Annotated in this window: 15 protein-coding genes; 10 read left to right on the top strand and 5 right to left on the bottom strand. The window is 73.4% G+C overall.

From position 1 onward, the window contains the following. Positions 1-32: 32 nt before the first annotated feature. The 3 genes from ACZ4YY_RS01420 to ACZ4YY_RS01410 are packed head-to-tail and all read left to right on the top strand — an operon-like array spanning position 33 to position 2630. Positions 33-821, top strand: a complete 789-nt coding sequence (locus ACZ4YY_RS01420) for an SDR family oxidoreductase (RefSeq protein ID WP_468282218.1) — start codon at positions 33-35, stop codon at positions 819-821. A gap of 22 nt (positions 822-843) precedes the next feature. Continuing rightward, positions 844-1455, top strand: coding sequence for a TetR/AcrR family transcriptional regulator (locus ACZ4YY_RS01415; RefSeq protein WP_468282215.1), 612 nt, complete (start codon positions 844-846; stop codon positions 1453-1455). Between the two features lie 17 nt (positions 1456-1472). Further along, positions 1473-2630: an acetyl-CoA C-acetyltransferase gene (locus ACZ4YY_RS01410; RefSeq protein ID WP_468282212.1), complete on the top strand. Its 1158-nt coding sequence runs from the start codon at positions 1473-1475 to the stop codon at positions 2628-2630. 185 nt (positions 2631-2815) lie between these two features. Here the strand turns inward: ACZ4YY_RS01410 and ACZ4YY_RS01405 are convergent, their stop codons facing one another. From ACZ4YY_RS01405 to ACZ4YY_RS01390, 4 genes are read right to left on the bottom strand one after another with little or no spacing between them, the layout of a single operon-like run. Then, positions 2816-3865: an NAD(P)H-dependent flavin oxidoreductase gene (locus ACZ4YY_RS01405; protein WP_468282209.1), complete on the bottom strand. Its 1050-nt coding sequence runs from the start codon at positions 3863-3865 to the stop codon at positions 2816-2818. Next, entirely contained in the window at positions 3865-4584 is a 720-nt protein-coding gene (locus ACZ4YY_RS01400; RefSeq protein ID WP_468282206.1) for a CoA-transferase subunit beta, read from the bottom strand. The genes ACZ4YY_RS01405 and ACZ4YY_RS01400 overlap by 1 nt, the downstream gene beginning before the upstream one ends. Next, positions 4581-5417 (bottom strand): CoA transferase subunit A, encoded by an 837-nt coding sequence (locus ACZ4YY_RS01395; protein ID WP_468282203.1) that lies wholly within the window; start codon positions 5415-5417, stop codon positions 4581-4583. Before ACZ4YY_RS01395 ends, ACZ4YY_RS01400 begins: the two co-directional genes overlap by 4 nt. Next, positions 5418-6170 carry an enoyl-CoA hydratase family protein gene (locus ACZ4YY_RS01390; RefSeq protein WP_468282200.1) on the bottom strand — a complete coding sequence of 251 codons (753 nt, stop codon included), beginning with the start codon at positions 6168-6170 and terminating at the stop codon, positions 5418-5420. A gap of 54 nt (positions 6171-6224) precedes the next feature. Here ACZ4YY_RS01390 and ACZ4YY_RS01385 point away from each other — a divergent pair, with 54 nt between their 5' ends. Further along, positions 6225-7055, top strand: a complete 831-nt coding sequence (locus ACZ4YY_RS01385) for an SDR family oxidoreductase (RefSeq protein ID WP_468282198.1) — start codon at positions 6225-6227, stop codon at positions 7053-7055. Position 7056: 1 nt separating this feature from the next. Next, on the top strand, positions 7057-7962 hold the full coding sequence (locus ACZ4YY_RS01380; RefSeq protein WP_468282196.1) for an SDR family oxidoreductase: 906 nt from the start codon (positions 7057-7059) through the stop codon (positions 7960-7962). A 165-nt stretch (positions 7963-8127) separates the two neighbouring features. Here the strand turns inward: ACZ4YY_RS01380 and ACZ4YY_RS01375 are convergent, their stop codons facing one another. Then, entirely contained in the window at positions 8128-9024 is an 897-nt protein-coding gene (locus ACZ4YY_RS01375; protein WP_468282194.1) for a hypothetical protein, read from the bottom strand. An 89-nt stretch (positions 9025-9113) separates the two neighbouring features. On the opposite strand from ACZ4YY_RS01375, the gene ACZ4YY_RS01370 reads away from it, so the two are divergent. The 5 genes from ACZ4YY_RS01370 (at position 9114) to ACZ4YY_RS01350 (ending at position 16272) form a co-directional block, all read left to right on the top strand. Further along, positions 9114-9464, top strand: a complete 351-nt coding sequence (locus ACZ4YY_RS01370) for a chorismate mutase (RefSeq protein WP_468282192.1) — start codon at positions 9114-9116, stop codon at positions 9462-9464. Positions 9465-9627: 163 nt separating this feature from the next. Beyond that, a complete protein-coding gene (locus ACZ4YY_RS01365; protein ID WP_468282190.1) occupies positions 9628-10155 on the top strand; it encodes a response regulator in 528 nt (175 codons plus the stop codon). 324 nt (positions 10156-10479) lie between these two features. Beyond that, a complete protein-coding gene (gene pepN, locus ACZ4YY_RS01360) occupies positions 10480-12960 on the top strand; it encodes an aminopeptidase N (protein ID WP_468282188.1) in 2481 nt (826 codons plus the stop codon). A 538-nt stretch (positions 12961-13498) separates the two neighbouring features. Then, the gene (locus ACZ4YY_RS01355) at positions 13499-14857 is read left to right on the top strand and encodes a pyridoxal phosphate-dependent decarboxylase family protein (protein WP_468282186.1); all 1359 of its coding nucleotides are present in this window, start codon (positions 13499-13501) and stop codon (positions 14855-14857) included. Further along, positions 14854-16272 carry a lysine N(6)-hydroxylase/L-ornithine N(5)-oxygenase family protein gene (locus tag ACZ4YY_RS01350; protein ID WP_468282184.1) on the top strand — a complete coding sequence of 473 codons (1419 nt, stop codon included), beginning with the start codon at positions 14854-14856 and terminating at the stop codon, positions 16270-16272. Before ACZ4YY_RS01355 ends, ACZ4YY_RS01350 begins: the two co-directional genes overlap by 4 nt. The last annotated feature ends 28 nt before the right edge of the window (positions 16273-16300 follow it).

Here is a 16300-nt window from a genome sequence, read left to right as displayed (position 1 = left end):
CTAACAAGTGTTTGGTAGGTTAGCTTGCTGCCATGACAGACGTCGAGAGTCCGGCCTACGTGTCCGGGCACGGGCTGCTCAGCGGGCGCACCGCCGTCGTCACCGCGGCGGCGGGCGCCGGCATCGGCGGAGCGACCGCACGGCGCCTCCTGGAGGAGGGCGCGCGCGTGCTGATCAGCGACGCGCACCCCCGGCGGCTGAAGGAGCACGGTGCCGCGCTCGCCGCGGACTTCGGGGACGCGGTCGGCACCGCCGTCTGCGACGTCACCGACGAGACGCAGGTGCGGGCCCTGTTCGACGCGGCCGTTCGGACGCACGGGCGACTGGACGTCGTCGTCAACAACGCCGGACTCGGCGGCACGTCCGCGCTCGTCGACATGACCGACGCACAGTGGTCGCGCGTGCTCGACGTGACGCTGAACGGCACCTTCCGCTGCACGCGGGCCGCCCTGCGCGGCTTCCGTGACCAGCCCGAGGGCGGTGTCATCGTCAACAACGCCTCCGTGGTCGGCTGGCGCGCCCAGGCGGGACAGGCCCACTACGCCGCCGCCAAGGCCGGCGTGATGGCGCTGACCCGCTGCGCGGCCGTGGAGGCGGCGGGATACGGCGTCCGCGTCAACGCCGTCGCGCCGAGCCTCGCCCTCCACCCCCACCTGGTGAAGGTGACCACCCCGGAGCTGCTGCGCGAACTCACCGAGCGGGAGGCCTTCGGACGGTATGCCGAGCCCTGGGAGGTGGCCAACGTCATCGTGTTCCTGGCGTCCGGCTACGCGTCGTACATGACGGGCGAGGTCGTGCCGGTCAGCAGTCAGCGCGCCTGAGGCCACGAGCGACAATGTGCCCGTGCCGACCAAGAAGAAGCCCCAGGTGACCGCGGCCCCCGCCCGCCGCGGCGAACTCCTCAGCACCGCGGCCGAGGTCTTCGCCGAACAGGGCTACAACGCCACCACCGTCCGCAAGATCGCCGACCACGCGGGCATCCTCGCGGGCAGCCTCTACTACCACTTCGACTCCAAGGAGTCGATGCTGGAGGAGATCCTGCGCACCTTCCTCGACGAGCTCTGGGACGGCTACGACGCCGTCCTGAGCGCCGGTCTGGGACCGCGCGAGACGCTTCAGGCCCTGGTCACCGAGTCGTTCCGGGAGATCGACCGGCACCGGGCCGCCGTCGCGATCTACCAGAAGGAGAGCAGGCAGCTCGTCGCGCAGGAACGGTTCGCGTTCCTCGCCGAGTCGCAGCGCAAGTTCGAGAAGGCGTGGCTGTCCACGCTGGAACGCGGGGTCGCCGACCGGGTCTTCCGGGCCGACCTCGACGTCCGCCTGACCTACCGGTTCGTGCGCGACACCGTCTGGGTCGCCGCCTCCTGGTACCGGCCCGGCGGACAGCACAGTCCGGAGGAGATCGCCCGGCAGTACCTGTCGATGGTGCTGGACGGGATCGCCGTACGCATGTGACGCACTGGGGAGTCGCCATGGCCGAGGCCTACATCGTCGAAGCGGTCCGCACGCCCGTGGGGCGACGCGGGGGAGGTCTCGCCGGGGTGCACCCGGCCGACCTCGGCGCGCACGTGCTCAGGGAGCTTCTCGCGCGGGCCGGCGTGGACCCGGCCGCCGTCGAGGACGTCGTCTTCGGCTGCCTGGACGCCGTCGGACCGCAGGCCGGGGACATCGCCCGCACCTGCTGGCTGGCGGCCGGCCTGCCCGAGGAGGTGCCCGGGGTGACCGTGGACCGGCAGTGCGGGTCCTCGCAGCAGGCCGTGCACTTCGCCGCACAGGCCGTGCTGTCCGGCACCCAGGACCTGGTCGTCGCGGGCGGGGTGCAGAACATGTCGCAGATCCCGATCGCCTTCGCCACCCGGCAGGCCGCCGAGCCGCTCGGCCTCACCGAGGGCCCGTTCGCGGGCAGCGAGGGCTGGCGGGCCCGCTACGGGGACCGGCCCGTCAACCAGTTCGCCGGGGCCGAGATGATCGCCGCCCGGTGGGGCATCAGCAGGCGCGAGCAGGAGGAGTTCGCGCTGCGCTCGCACCGGCGGGCGCTGCGGGCGATCGACGAGGGGCGCTTCGAGCGGGAGACCGTGGCCCACGGCCGGGTCACCGTCGACGAGGGGCCGCGCCGCGACACCACCCTGGAGAAGATGGCCGCCCTGCGGCCCGTCGTCGACGGCGGGACCATCACCGCGGCCGTCTCCTCCCAGGTCTCCGACGGCGCCGCCGCGCTGCTGCTGGCCTCGGAGCACGCGGTGCGCGAGCACGGGCTGCGGCCCCGGGCCCGCGTCCACCACCTCTCCGTCCGCGGCGAGGACCCCGTCCGGATGCTCACCGCGCCCATCCCGGCGACCGCCCACGCCCTGAAGAAGACCGGCCTGACCATCGACGACATGGACCTCGTCGAGATCAACGAGGCGTTCGCGCCGGTCGTCCTGGCCTGGCTGAAGGAGACCGGCGCCGACCCCGCCCGGGTCAACGTCAACGGCGGTGCCATCTCCCTCGGCCACCCCCTCGGCGCGACCGGCGCCCGACTGATGACGACCCTGCTGCACGAACTGGAACGCACAGCAGGCCGGTTCGGCCTGCAAACCATGTGCGAGGGCGGCGGCCAGGCGAACGTCACGATCATCGAGCGGCTGTGACGGGGCGGTCGCCGAAGAGCGCTCAGCCGGGCGGGTGGGAGGTGGTCGGCGAACGGCTGCCGCCGGGCCGGTGGGAGGTGGCGATCGAACGGCTCTGAGCCGTGGTGTCGGGGAGTGGTCGGCGAACGGCTGCCGCCGGGCCGGTGGGAGGTGGTCATCGCAGGGCGCTCAGCTGGTGGAGGTGGTCATCGAAGGGCGCTCAGTCGGGTCCGGGTCTCCTCGGCCTCCTGCATGATGCGCTCCACCAGCTCGGCGCAGGTCGGCAGGTCGTCGATCACCCCGGCGACCTGCCCGGAGGCCATCACCCCGAGGTCGGGGCGGCCGTCCACCATCGCGGACCTCAGCAGCATCGGGGTGTTGGCGGCGAGGAGCGTCTGGCTCCAGGTGAGGTCCTTGCCGTGTTTCAGGGCGAGGCCGTCCCGGACCATCCGACGCCAGGTCAGCCCGGACACCCGGCGCAGGCCCGCAGCCCCGCGGACCGCCCGGAGCAGGGCCCGGACGCGGCCGGCGTGCTCCAGCGAGGCGACCAGCTCCGTGCGCAGCATGCGGTGCGGCAGCCCGTCCACCGCCCGGGTGACCGCGACGTCCCGGACCGTCGCGGCCAGGTACCGTGCCTTGACCGCGTCCGGCACGGTCGAGTCCGACGTCAGCAGGAACCGGGTGCCCATGGCGACGCCGGCCGCGCCGTAGGCCAGGGCCGCGACCAGGCCCCGCCCGTCGAAGAAGCCGCCCGCCGCGACGACCGGGACGTCCACGGCGTCCACCACCTGCGGCAGCAGCACGCTCGTGGCCACCTCGCCGGTGTGCCCGCCGCCCTCCCCGCCCTGCACGAGCACCGCGTCCGCCCCCCACGCGGTGACCTTCTCGGCGTGCCGGCGGGCGCCCACGGAGGGGATCACGACGACCCCGGCCGCCTTCAGTTCGGCGATCAGCTCCCGGGAGGGGGCCAGCGCGAACGACGCCACCCGCACACCCTCCTCGACGATCACCCGGACCCTGTCCCCGGCGTCGCCCGCGTCGGCCCGCAGATTGACTCCGAAGGGCGCCGACGTACGGGACCGGACCTCCCGCACCGCCTCGCGCAGCCCGTCCACGGTCATCGTCGCCGAGGCCAGGATGCCCAGCGCGCCCGCGTTCGCCGTCGCCGACACCAGGCGCGGCCCCGCCACCCATCCCATCCCGGTCTGCACGATCGGGTGGCGGACCCCGACCAGCCGGGTGAGCGCGGTCTCCATCAGGCCGGCACCTCACGGCCGCGGGCCCCCCGTGGATCGAGCACCTCGCGCACCAGCCTCAGCTCCTCCCGCGTCGGTTCCCGGGTGTACGGCACCTCGTCGGGGACGGCCAGACCGAAGCCGGTGGCCTCCCTCACCTCCGCCACCGAGACCCCCGGATGCAGAGCGGCCAGCCGCATCGAGCGGTCCGGGGTGGCGAAGTCGAGGACGCCGAGGTTCGTGACCACCCGCACCAGCCGGTGGAAGGGGGCGTCACCGGCCCGGTCGTAGCCCACCCCGCACACCATGTCGACCTGCTCGACGAAGACCCGCCGCGAGTGCTTGGGCACCCAGTAACTCGTCGGGTTGTTGAGGGTGTTGACCGGAGCGCCGCGCACCCCGAGCAGCTGCCGCGTCGGCCTGGCCCAGTCGCCGACGCAGGAGATGTTCTGGTTGCCGTACCGGTCGAGCTGGCTCGCGCCCATCATCACGTGGCGCCGCCCGCCGGCGACCAGCGACAGGTGCTGCCGGTAGGGCAGCCAGCCCTCGACGGTGCCGTCCGGACCGACCAGCAGCGCCTCGCCGTCGGTGAGCAGCAGCTCCGGTGCGAAGGTGAGCCGGGCGAGCCGCGCGCCGAGCGAGGGGACCAGACCCATCGGTGCGGCCAGGATCTCGCCCCCACCCCGCCAGGCCTCGGCACAGGCGATCACGCAGTACTCCGCCCGGGTCGTCCCGCTCACACCCGCCCCCTGACCGCCGACCGGTAGGCCTGCTCGTCCCCACCGAGGTACCGCGCCGCGAACTCGGGCCAGGGAGTGGCCGCGTAGGTCTTCTGGAAGGCCTCGTCCCGGCCGTAGTCGGGTGCGCAGGAGGTGAAGTGAGCGCCGCTCGGCGCCTCCACCACGCCGGTCACCGTGTGCCGCTTGACCAGCAGCGTCTGAGGGCCGGCCTCCTTCGTCAGCTCGGCCGTGTCCACGATCCGCTCGCACGACACGTACGCCTCGTCCGCCGCCGCGCAGAACAGGTCGTCGAAGTAGGGGTCCGGGCCCAGGTACTGCCCGTTGCCCCGCCGGTCCGCGCGGTTCACGTGCACCAGGGCCGCGTCCAGCCGCAGGGCGGGCATCGCGACGAACGTCTCCCCGTCGTCGTAGGGCGAACGGACCGTGCGCAGGCGGGGGTTGACCCGCATCACGTCAGAGCCGAGCCCGGCGCGCACCGGCAGGAACGGCAGCCGGTCGGCAGCCGCGCGCAGCCCGCACAGGAACATCGCCTCGTCGATCTCCGTCAGTTCGAACGCGCCGCGCTCGCGCGCCGCCCGGTAGTGCGGCTCGAGCGGGATCGAGTCGAGCGTGACGAAGGCCGCGACCAGCCTGCGGATCCGGCCGGCGGCGGCGAGCATGCCCACGTCCGGGCCGCCGTACGAGACGACCGTCAGGTCCGTGACGTCCGAGCGCAGCAGCGCGCGCACCAGGGCCATCGGCTTGCGGCGCGAACCCCAGCCGCCGATGCCGAGGGTCATCCCGCTCCTGAGCCGGGCCACCACCTCGTCGGCGGACATCGTCTTGTCCCTCACCTACCCGCCCTCCTCGTCGTCCCTGCCGAAGGTGTCGCGGACGCGGCCGGCGACCCCGCCGACGCTCGCCTCGAAGGTGAAGCCCTGCTCGAAGCGGTAGCTGCGCCGGACGTCCACCGGGTCGATCCCGTTCAGCGCGGCCTTGGCCAGGCGCAGCAACTCCCCGTCCTTGGCGGCGATCTCGCGGGCCAGCTCCAGCGCCGCCGCCCGCAGCGCGGGGCGCGGCACCACCCGCCACACCGAGCCGTGCGCGTGCAACTCGGCAGCCGTGACCGTGCGCGAGGTGTAGTACAGGGCGCGCATCAGGTGCTGCGGGACCAGCCGGGCCAGGTGCGTGGCCGCGCCCAGGGCGCCCCGGTCCAGCTCGGGCAGACCGAACACGGCGTCTTCGCTGGCCACGATCGCGTCCGCGTTGCCCACCAGGCCGACGCCGCCGCCCAGGCAGAAGCCCTGCACCGCCGCGACCACGGGCACCTCGCAGTCGTACACCGCCGAGAAGGCCTCCGCACACCCGCGGTTGACGCCGACCAGCGCGCTCTCCCCGCGCCGTTGGAGCTCCTTGATGTCCACGCCGGCGTTGAACCCCCGCCCCTCGGCGGTCAGCACCACGCACCGCACCCCGGGATCCCGGCCCGCCGCGCGCACGGCGTCCGCCAGCGCGAACCAGCCGTCCACCGGCAGCGCGTTCACCGGCGGAACGTCGACGGTGACGACGGACATCCCCTTTTCCGGGGACGAGGTGGAGACACCCATGGAAGCATCAGCTACCTTTCCACCAAACGTTTGTTAGGTGAAGGGTAGCGGTGAATGGAGCCCAACGGGAGGGTCGTGGTCGTCACCGGAGGAACCCGTGGTGTCGGAGCCGGGATCGCCCGGTCCTTCGCCGAGACGGGTGCCGAGGTCGTCGTCTGCGCCCGCAGACCTCCGCCGACCCCCCTGCCCGGCACCCGCTTCGCACCGCTCGACGTACGGGACGCCGACGCCGTACGGCACTTCCTCACCGGCCTGCCCCGCCTCGACGTCCTCGTCAACAACGCGGGCGGCGCCCCGTACCGCAGACTGGCCGACGCGGACGCCGAACGGCACCTGCGCGTCCTCGAACTGAACCTCCTGGCACCGCTGACCCTGTCCCTCGCCGCGTACGAGCACCTGCGGCGCGCCCGGGGCTCGATCGTGATGGTCGGCAGCGTCAGCGGAGGCCGCCCCTCGCCCGGCGCGGCCGCCTACGGGGCGGCAAAGGCGGGCCTGGAGAACCTCGCCCGCTCGATGGCCGTCGAATGGGCCCCGGACGTCCGCGTCAACACCCTGGTCGTCGGCATGGTCCGCACCGAGCGGTCCGCCCTCCACTACGGCGACGACGACGGTGTCGCCGCCGTCTCCCGCACCGTCCCCCTCGGCCGGCTGGCCGAGCCCTCCGACGTCGGCGCCGCCGCCGTCTTCCTCGCCTCGGACGCCGCCGCCTACATCACCGGGGCGAGCCTGCTCGTGCACGGGGGAGGGGAACGGCCCGCGTTCCTGGACGCGGCCACCGTCAACAAGGAGAACGCCGACAAGGAGAACGTCGAGAAGGAGAACGTCGAGAAGGAGAACGTCGACAGGGAGAACGCCGACAAGAAGAACGCCGACAGGGAGAAGTGAGATGAGCGGAATCTGTGCCCGGCGCGTCGTCGCCGTCACCGGCGCCGGCCGGGGCCTCGGCCGCGCCCACGCCCTCGCGTTCGCCGCCGAGGGCGCCCGCGTCGTCGTCAACGACCTCGGCGTCGGCCTCGACGGCCGCCCCGGGCCCGACAGCCCCGCCGCCCGGGTCGCCGCCGAGATCCGCGCGGCCGGCGGCGAGGCCGTCGCCCACGCCGGCGACATCGCCACCGGCGAAGGCGCCGCCTCCCTCGTGACCGCCGCCCTGGACACGTACGGCCGCCTCGACACCCTCGTCAACAACGCCGGCTTCCTGCGCGACCGGATGCTCGTCAACCTCGACGAGGACGACTGGGACGCCGTCGTGCGCGTCCACCTCAAAGGCCACTTCCTGCCGCTGCGGCACGCCGCCGCGCACTGGCGCGCCGAGGCCAAGGCGGGCCGCACCCCCGTGGCCCGCGTCGTCAACACCAGCAGCGGCGCGGGCCTGCTGGGCTCCGTCGGACAGGTCAACTACAGCGCCGCCAAGGCCGGCATCGTCGCCCTCACCCTCGTCGCCGCCGCCGAACTCGCCCGCTACGGCGTCCAGGTCAACGCCGTCGCCCCCGCCGCCCGCACCCGCATGACCGAACGGACCTTCGCCGACGCCATGGCCGCCCCCGCCGCCGGCTTCGACGCCATGGCCCCCGAGAACGTCTCCCCCCTCGTCGTCTGGCTCGGCTCCGGCGCCTGCCAGGGCGTCACCGGCCGCGTCTTCGAGGCGGAGGGCGGCCGCATCACCGTCATGGAGGGCTGGCGCGCGGGCCCCACCGCCGACACGGGGGCGCGCCGCACCCCGCAGGAGGCGGGGGAGACCGCACGGGAACTGCTGACCCGGGCCGAGCCGCCGCGGGCCGTCCACGGAACGTGACACCGCACGGCCCACCACGTGACGCCCTCCAGCACCTCCCCGCACAGCGCACAGGCGCACATCCCGCTCCGTGACGCACCGGCACGGCCCCGCACACCGCACACCCCGCTCCGTGCCTACCCCAGCACGCTCCTGGACACCGCACACCGCACACCGCGCATCCCGCTACGTGTCGCACTCCAGCACGTTCCTGCAGAGCGCACACCGCACGCGGACCCGCCCCCGCACCGGCACCCCGATCCGCTGATGACACGTCGGACACGCGAACGTCACCCGCAGCGGACCCCGCGCGTCCGGCACGAACGCGTACGGCGCGTCCCGCAGCGCGGACACCGCCTGCCGGTCCTGGGCGTGCCGCCGGTCCCGGGCGTACCGGCGCCGCCCCGCCCACCCCGCCGCCGTCAGCGGCGGCTGCCGCTCGTCGAGCAGCGCCCGCTCCCTGCCCACCCCGTACGCCGTGTACGCCTGCGCACTGGTGAACCACGTCGACGGATCCTCACCGAACACCAGCGCCCGCTTGGCCAGCACGTACCCGAACTCCTCCGGCGTCAGGTACCCCAGCTTCTGCGAGGACGCCGCGTCCTCCCGGTAGGCGTCGAGCAACAGCCAGCCCGCCCCGAGATACGTCGTCGCCGTGTCCGTGAGGATCTCGTTGGCGCGCGTCCCCGGGAACGACAGGTCCAACCGGTGCAGGAAGACATGCATGATCTCGTGCGCCAGCGCCGCGCCGATGTCCCGCCGATGCCTGCGGAACCGGTCGTTCAGCTCGATGAAGTACTCCGGACCGGCCGCGAGTTCGACGTTCGCCGCCTGCTCCATCTCACGGAAACCGATGATCACCCGCGCATCCGGCAGCCGGTAGTGCCGCACCAGCTCCCGCGCCACCCGCTGCGCCCCCAGATGCAGGTCGTCGGTGTCGCAGAACGCCACGTCGACCGGGGCGACACTGGTCGCGAACTGCTGCACCGTGCCGTACGACAACCGCTTGTACAACGCGGTGACGGCGTCCCGCACCGTCTCCAGATGCGGGAAGCCGTGCTCGACCGGTCCGCCGTTCGCCACGCCCGTACCCCCAAGACGCCGTGCACCCGTCTCCACTGTACGAGGATCCGACGCGAGCGGAACGGACACGGCGACTAGGGTGAACGCCCATGACCACCAGCACCACCGGAACCGGTGAAGTCGACCCCGCCGTCCACGCGGAACTCGCCCGACTGCGCGACAGCATCGACAACATCGACGCGGCCGTCGTCCACATGCTCGCCGAACGCTTCAAGGCCACGCAGCAGGTCGGCCACCTCAAGGCCCGCCACCGACTGCCCGCCGCCGACCAGGCCCGCGAGGCCCGGCAGATCGCCCGGCTGCGCACCCTCGCCGAGAGCGCCAAGCTGGACCCCGCGTTCGCCGAGAAGTTCCTCAACTTCATCATCGCCGAGGTGATCCGCCACCACGAGCGCATCGCCGAGGACGCCCTCGACGGTTCGGCCCCCACCCCCGGCTGACCTCGGCCGACGACACCGCGGGCGCACCGCCGCCGACCGTCGGACAGCCCCGTGCGTCACACCCGGGCGCACGCCGGCGGGCACCGCGCGTCAGCTTCCGGGCACGGCGCGTCAACGTCCGGCCGTAAGCTGGTTGCTCCGACCGCGGGAGGGACGTCGGGTCATGCCGCCGGAAACCAAGATCCTCATCGTCGACGACCACCAGGACACGCTGTACGCGCTGGAGAACACGCTGGCCCCGCTGGGCTACCGCCTCGCCCGCGCCACCAGCGACGACGAGGCGCTCAAGCACGTGCTGCGGGGCCAGGTAGGCCTGCTCCTGCTCGACGTGCGCACCCCCGGCACCGACCGGCTGGACGTCGTGCGCTACATGCGCCGCCTCGAACAGACCCAGCACATCCCCGTCCTGCTGCTCACCGGCTTCGGCCCCGACCAGGAACTGACCTCGGCCGCCTTCGGCCTGGGCGTCGCCGACCTCGTCACCAAACCCGTCGACCCCATCGCCCTGCGCGCCAAGGTCCGCTACCTCCACGACGCCCACCGACGCCACCTCGCCCTCGAACAGGAGGTACGGGCCCTGCGGGCACGACTGAAGGACCACACGGGCAACCGCGACAAACCCGACGACGACCCCGCCACCCCCGCCCGTCTCCCCCTCCAGCGCGACGCCACCGCACCCACATCCCCGTAGGGGGTCCTTGCACCATGCCCGCCTGGGCCGCGCGGCCTGGTGCTGTGCATCGTAAGGCGCCAGACCACGCGGCCTGATCAGGCACTCACAGCGCAAAGGACTCCGCAGAGCGCGCCCCAGCCCCCGCCGTTCGGCCCGGCGAAGACCGGCCGGCAACGCGACCCGGGCGACGCCGACCGCCACCGCCCCCGACCGCCACCGCCCCCGACCCGCGCGGGACACCCCACCGCCGACAACCGCGGAGCCTCCGGCGTGAGCGGGGACAAACGGCGCGTACCGATCCGCCCCTGTGCCCGGCCTGCGCCATCAGGCAGCATGTCCTGCATGTCCGTACTGACGCGCGACGAAGCGCAGACCCGTGCCCAGCTCCTCGACGTCCACCGCTACACCATCGAGCTCGACCTGACCACCGGTGACGAGTCCTTCGAGTCCCTGACCGTCATCCGATTCGCCGCGCGCACGGGCGCGGACACCTTCGTCGAGCTCAAGCCGGCCGAATTGCGCTCCGTCACCCTCGACGGCGAGCCCCTCGACCCGCAACTCCTGGACGACAACCGCCTGCCCCTGAAGAACCTCACCGCCGGCGCCCACGAACTGCGCATCAGCGCGAGCATGCGCTACTCCCGCACCGGCGAGGGCATGCACCGCTTCACCGACCCCTCCGACGGCGAGACCTACGTCTACACCCAGATGTTCATGGACGACGTCCAGCGCGTCTTCGCCGCCTTCGACCAGCCCGACCTCAAGGCCGTCTTCGACGTCACCGTCACCGCCCCCGAAGGCTGGACCGTCCTCGCCAACGGCATCACCGAACACCTCGGCGCCGGCCGCTGGAAAGCCGCCCCCACCCCCCTGATCCCCACCTACCTCGTCGCCGTCGCCGCCGGCCCCTGGTACTCCGTGCACACCGAGCACCGCGGCCTGCCCTTCGGCATCCACTGCCGCCGCTCCCTCGCCGCCCACCTGGACACGGACGCCGAGGAGATCCTCGACATCACCCGCGCGTGCTTCGACCGCTACCACGAGAAGTTCGAGGAGCCCTACCCCTTCGACTCCTACGACCAGGCGTTCGTCCCCGAGTTCAACGCCGGCGCCATGGAGAACCCCGGACTGGTCACCTTCCGCGACGACTTCGTCTACCGCTCCGCCGTCACCGACACCGAACGCCAGATCCGCGCCATGGTCATCGCCCACGAGATGGCCCACATGTGGTTCGGCGACCTCGTCACCCTGCGCTGGTGGGACGACATCTGGCTGAACGAGTCCTTCGCCGAGTACATGGGCTACCGCACCACCGCCGAGGCCACCCGCTTCACCGACCCCTGGACCGAGTTCGGCGTCGTCCGCAAGGCCTGGGGCTACGACGCCGACCAACGGCCCTCCACCCACCCCGTCGCCCCCGAGAACGTCGAGGACACCGCCTCCGCCCTCCTGAACTTCGACGGCATCTCCTACGCCAAGGGCGCCTCCGCCCTGCGCCAGCTGGTCGCCTGGCTCGGTGAGAAGGACTTCCTGGCCGGCATCAACACCCACTTCGCCCGCCACAAGTTCGCCAACGCCACCCTCGCCGACTTCATCGACTCCCTCGCCTCCTGCACCGAGCGCGACGTCCACGCCTGGGCCGACGCCTGGCTGCGCACCACCGGCGTCGACACCCTCACCCCCACCCTCACCACCGACGCCGGCACCTGCGCCCTCACCGTCGACCGCGCCGGCAGCCGCCCGCACCGCGTCACCGTCGGCCTGTACGACCAGGACCTCCCCGACGAGGGCCGCCTCACCCTGCGCGAACACCTCGAACTCGACGTTCCGCAGAGCACCCCGCGCCCCATCGGCAAGCGCCCCGCCCTGCTCCTCGTCAACGACGGCGACCTCACCTACGCCAAGGTCCGCTTCGACGCCGCCTCCTTCGCCACCGTCCGCACCGGCCTGTCCGGCCTGCCCGAACCCCTCACCCGCGCGGTCGTCTGGAACGCCCTGCGCGACGCCGTCCGCGACGGCGAACTGCCCGCCTCCGCCTACCTGGAGACCGCCCGCACCCACCTCCCCCACGAGACCGACCTCGCCCTCGTCCAAGGCGTCCTCGGCTTCGCCTCCGGCCAGATCGCCGACCGCTACGTCACCCCCGACGAACGCCCCGCCGCCCTGGCCACCCTGACCTCCCTGTGCCGCGACCTCATCCGCCGCACCGAGGACGGCGACCACCCCGACCTGCGCCTCATCGCCGTACGTCACTTCATCGACGTCGCCGCCCACCCCGAGACCATCGCTGCCTGGCTCGCCGACGGCACCGTGCCCGGCGGCCCCGAACTCGACCCCGACCTGCGCTGGCGCGTCCTCGGCCGGCTCGCCGTCCTCGGCGCCGTCGACGAAGCCGCCATCGCCGCCGAACTCGACCGCGACCCCTCCGCCACCGGCCAGGAAGGCGCCGCCCGCTGCCGCGCCGCCCTGCCCGACCCCGAGGCCAAACGCACCGCCTGGGCCGCCCTGTTCGACGGCGACGACCTCTCCAACTACCTCTTCACCGCCACCGCCCAGGGCTTCTGGCAGCCCGAACAGGCCGACCTGGTACGCCCCTACGTCCCCCGCTTCTACGAGGACGTCGTCGCCCTCGCCGCCCGCCGCGGCCCCGCCATCGCTGAGGCCGCCGGCCGCTGGGCCTTCCCCGCCCACGCCGTCGACACGGAGAACCTCACCCTCGGCGAGACCTGCCTGCGTGACAGCGACCCCACCCCGGCCCTGCGCCGCAAACTCGCCGACCAACTCGACGACCTGGCCCGGGCGTTGAAGGTACGGGGCGAGTAAGGACCCGGCCCCCGACCGGAGGGCGCGGCCCCCGCGGCCCGCACCCTCCGACCGGCCGCCCCGGGGCCCGCACCCTCCGACCGGCCGCCCCGGGGCCCGCCCGGCCGCCTCCCAGCCGGCGTCCCCGAGCCCGCCCCCACGCCCGATGCCGGCCCGGCACCGCCGCCCGGAGTCGGCTGTGCCGTGATGCGCTCACCCGGCCGCCCTGAAGCCCGCCCCCACGCCCGCTGTCAGCCCAGCACCCTCTCCGGGCCGCCCCGGAGGCCGTACCTTCTCCCGGCCGCCTCCCAGCCCGCGTCCCCGAGCCCGCCCCCACGCCCGATGCCGGCCCGGCGCCGCCGCCCCGAGTCGGCTGTGCCGTGATGCGCTCACCCGGCGTCCCCGAGCCCGCCCCCACGCCCGCGGCCCCCCGGACACCACACCCCCGAACCTCCCTCCCCACCTCCCACTTTCGAGTTCCATCCGGGCGCTTTCCGCACCCGCCCGCACCCCGCCGCTACAAGCTGGACTCCTTCGCCCCGTGCCCCGGAGGAGCCCCATGAGCACCCCGCCCCTCGCCTCGGGCCCCGACGGCCCCGACGCCCTGCGGCCGTTGCTCGACACCGTGCTCGCCGCCCTCGACAGCGGCCGACGCGCCCGCGGCGGACCACTGCCCCCCGGCGGCCCCGACGCCGTCGCCGCACGCGTACGCCACGCCGTCGGCGACGTCCTCCCCGACCACGGCGACCCCGACGCCCTGCACACCCTCGTCCACGCCCTCGCCGAAGGCGCCGCCGACCCCGCACACCCCCTGTGCGCCGCCCACCTGCACTGCCCGCCCCTCGCCGTCGCCACCGCCGCCGACCTCGCCGTGTCCGCCCTCAACCCCTCCCTCGACTCCTGGGACCAAGCCCCCGCCGCCTCCGCACTGGAAGCCCTCGTCACCCACGCCCTCGCCCGCGAAGCCGGCATGACCGACGCCCTCGTCACCACCGGAGGCACCGACTCCAACCACCTCGCCCTCCTCCTCGCCCGCGAACGCCACGGTCCCGGCATCCGCCTCCTCCACGGCGCCAACGCCCACCATTCCCTGCCCCGCGCCGCCTGGCTCCTCGGACTGCCCGACCCCGTCGTCGTCCCCACCCCCGCCGGCACCCTCGACCCCGTCGCCCTCGACGACGCCCTCACCCGCCTGACCGGCCCCTTCGTCGTCGCCGCCACCGCCGGCACCACCGACGCCGGACTCATCGACCCCCTCCCCGACATCGCCGCCCGCTGCACCGCCCACCACGCACGCCTCCACATCGACGCCGCCTACGCGGGCCCCCTCCTCTTCAGCACCCCGCACCGCGCCCGCCTCACCGGCCTCGACGCCGCCCACACCGTCACCCTCGACCTGCACAAACTCGGCTGGCAACCCGTCGCCGCCGGGCTCCTCGCCGTCCGCGACCCCCACGACCTCCACGCCCTCACCCCCCACACCGACTACCTCAACGCCGACGACGACACCGACGCCGGACTGCCCGACCTCCTCGGCCGCTCCCTGCGCACCACCCGACGCCCCGACATCCTCAAGATCGCCGTCACCCTCAAAACCCTCGGCCGCACCGGCCTCGCCACCCTCGTCGACCAGGTCTGCGCCCACGCCCACCACCTCGCCGACCTCGTCGACCAGCACCCCCGCCTCGAGCTCTACGACCGCCCCACCCTCACCACCGTCCTCTTCCGCCCCACGGACGCCACCGACGACACCGTCGCCGCCCTGCGCCGCCGACTCCTCACCGACGGCCGCGCCGTCCTCGGCCGCGCCCGCCTCGACGGCCGGCTCTGGCTCAAGACCACCCTGCTCAACCCCCACACCCAGCCCCACGACCTGGCCGCCCTCCTCGCCCTGGTAGAAGGAAACACCCCCGCATGAACACACCCCCCGACCCCGACACCCCCCGCGACCTCGTCGGCATCGGCATCGGCCCCAGCAACCTCTCCCTCGCCGCCCTCGCCCAACCCCTCACCGAACTCGACGCCGTCTTCTACGAGCAACGCCCCGCCTTCCACTGGCACCCCGGCCTCCTCCTCGACGACGCCCGTATCCAGGTCCCCTACCTCGCCGACCTCGTCACCCTCGCCGACCCCACCAGCCCCTGGTCCTTCCTCAACCACCTCAGGACCCGCGACCGCCTCTTCCCCTTCTACGTCGCCGAACGCTTCCACATCCACCGCACCGAATACGACGCCTACTGCCGCTGGGTCGCCGACAACCTCCCCGGACTCCACTTCCACCACCAGGTCGACGCCGTCCGCTGGAACCACGAACGCGACGTCTTCGAAGTGGACTTCACCCGACTCGACGACAACGGCGAAACCCAGACCCTCGGCCGCACCCACACCCGCAACATCGTCCTCGGCATCGGCACCGAACCGTACGTCCCCGATCCCCTGCGCCCCCTCGTCGACGCACCCGGTGTCCCCGTCGTCCACGCCTGCGACTACCTCGACCACCGCCCCGACCTCCTCACCGCCGACCACGTCACCGTCGTCGGCTCCGGACAGTCCGGCGCCGAAGTCTTCCTCGACCTCCTCCGCCACCGCCCCGCCGGCCGCGAACGCCTCCACTGGATCGGCCGCACCGAGGCCTTCGCCCCCATGGAGTACAGCAAACTCGGCCTCGAACACTTCACCCCCGACTACACCCGCTACTTCCACGGCCTGCCCGAACCCACCCGCGACCACCTCGTCGCCGCCCAATGGCAACTCCACAAGGCCGTCGACGCCGGCACCCTCGCCGCCATCCACGACGAGCTCTACCGCCGCACCCTGCACGGCGGCTGGCCCGACGCCGTCCTCACCCCCGGCGTCCGCGTCCGCACCGCCGGCCGCATCGCCACCACCAAGATCGAACTCCATCTCGAACACACCCGGCAGAACACCCGCAGCCGCCTCATCACCGACGCCGTCGTCCTCGCCACCGGCCACCGCGAACGCCCCCTCGACCGACTCCTCGCCGGACTCGACCCCTATCTGCGACGCGACAACCGCGAACGCCCCCGCGTCGACGAACACTTCCGGCTCGTCCTCGACCCCTCCATCACCGCCACCGGCTGCCACCTCTACGTCCAGAACGCCGAACGCCACACCCACGGCGTCGGAGCCCCCGACCTCGGCCTCGCCGCCTGGCGCAGCGCCACCATCCTCAACACCGTCACGGGCAAGGAGACCTACCCCCTGCCCACCCGCACCGCCTTCACCACCTTCGGCCTCGACCCCCAGCCTCCCCACCTGCCCACGGCCCGCCGCCCCGGGCACACCCTCACCCCCCTCACCGAACACCGCTGACACGACGAAGGGACGGCGGGAGAAACCT

This window comes from Streptomyces sp. NPDC030143, assembly GCF_055573695.1.
This window is presented reverse-complemented; position numbering and strand designations above follow the sequence as displayed.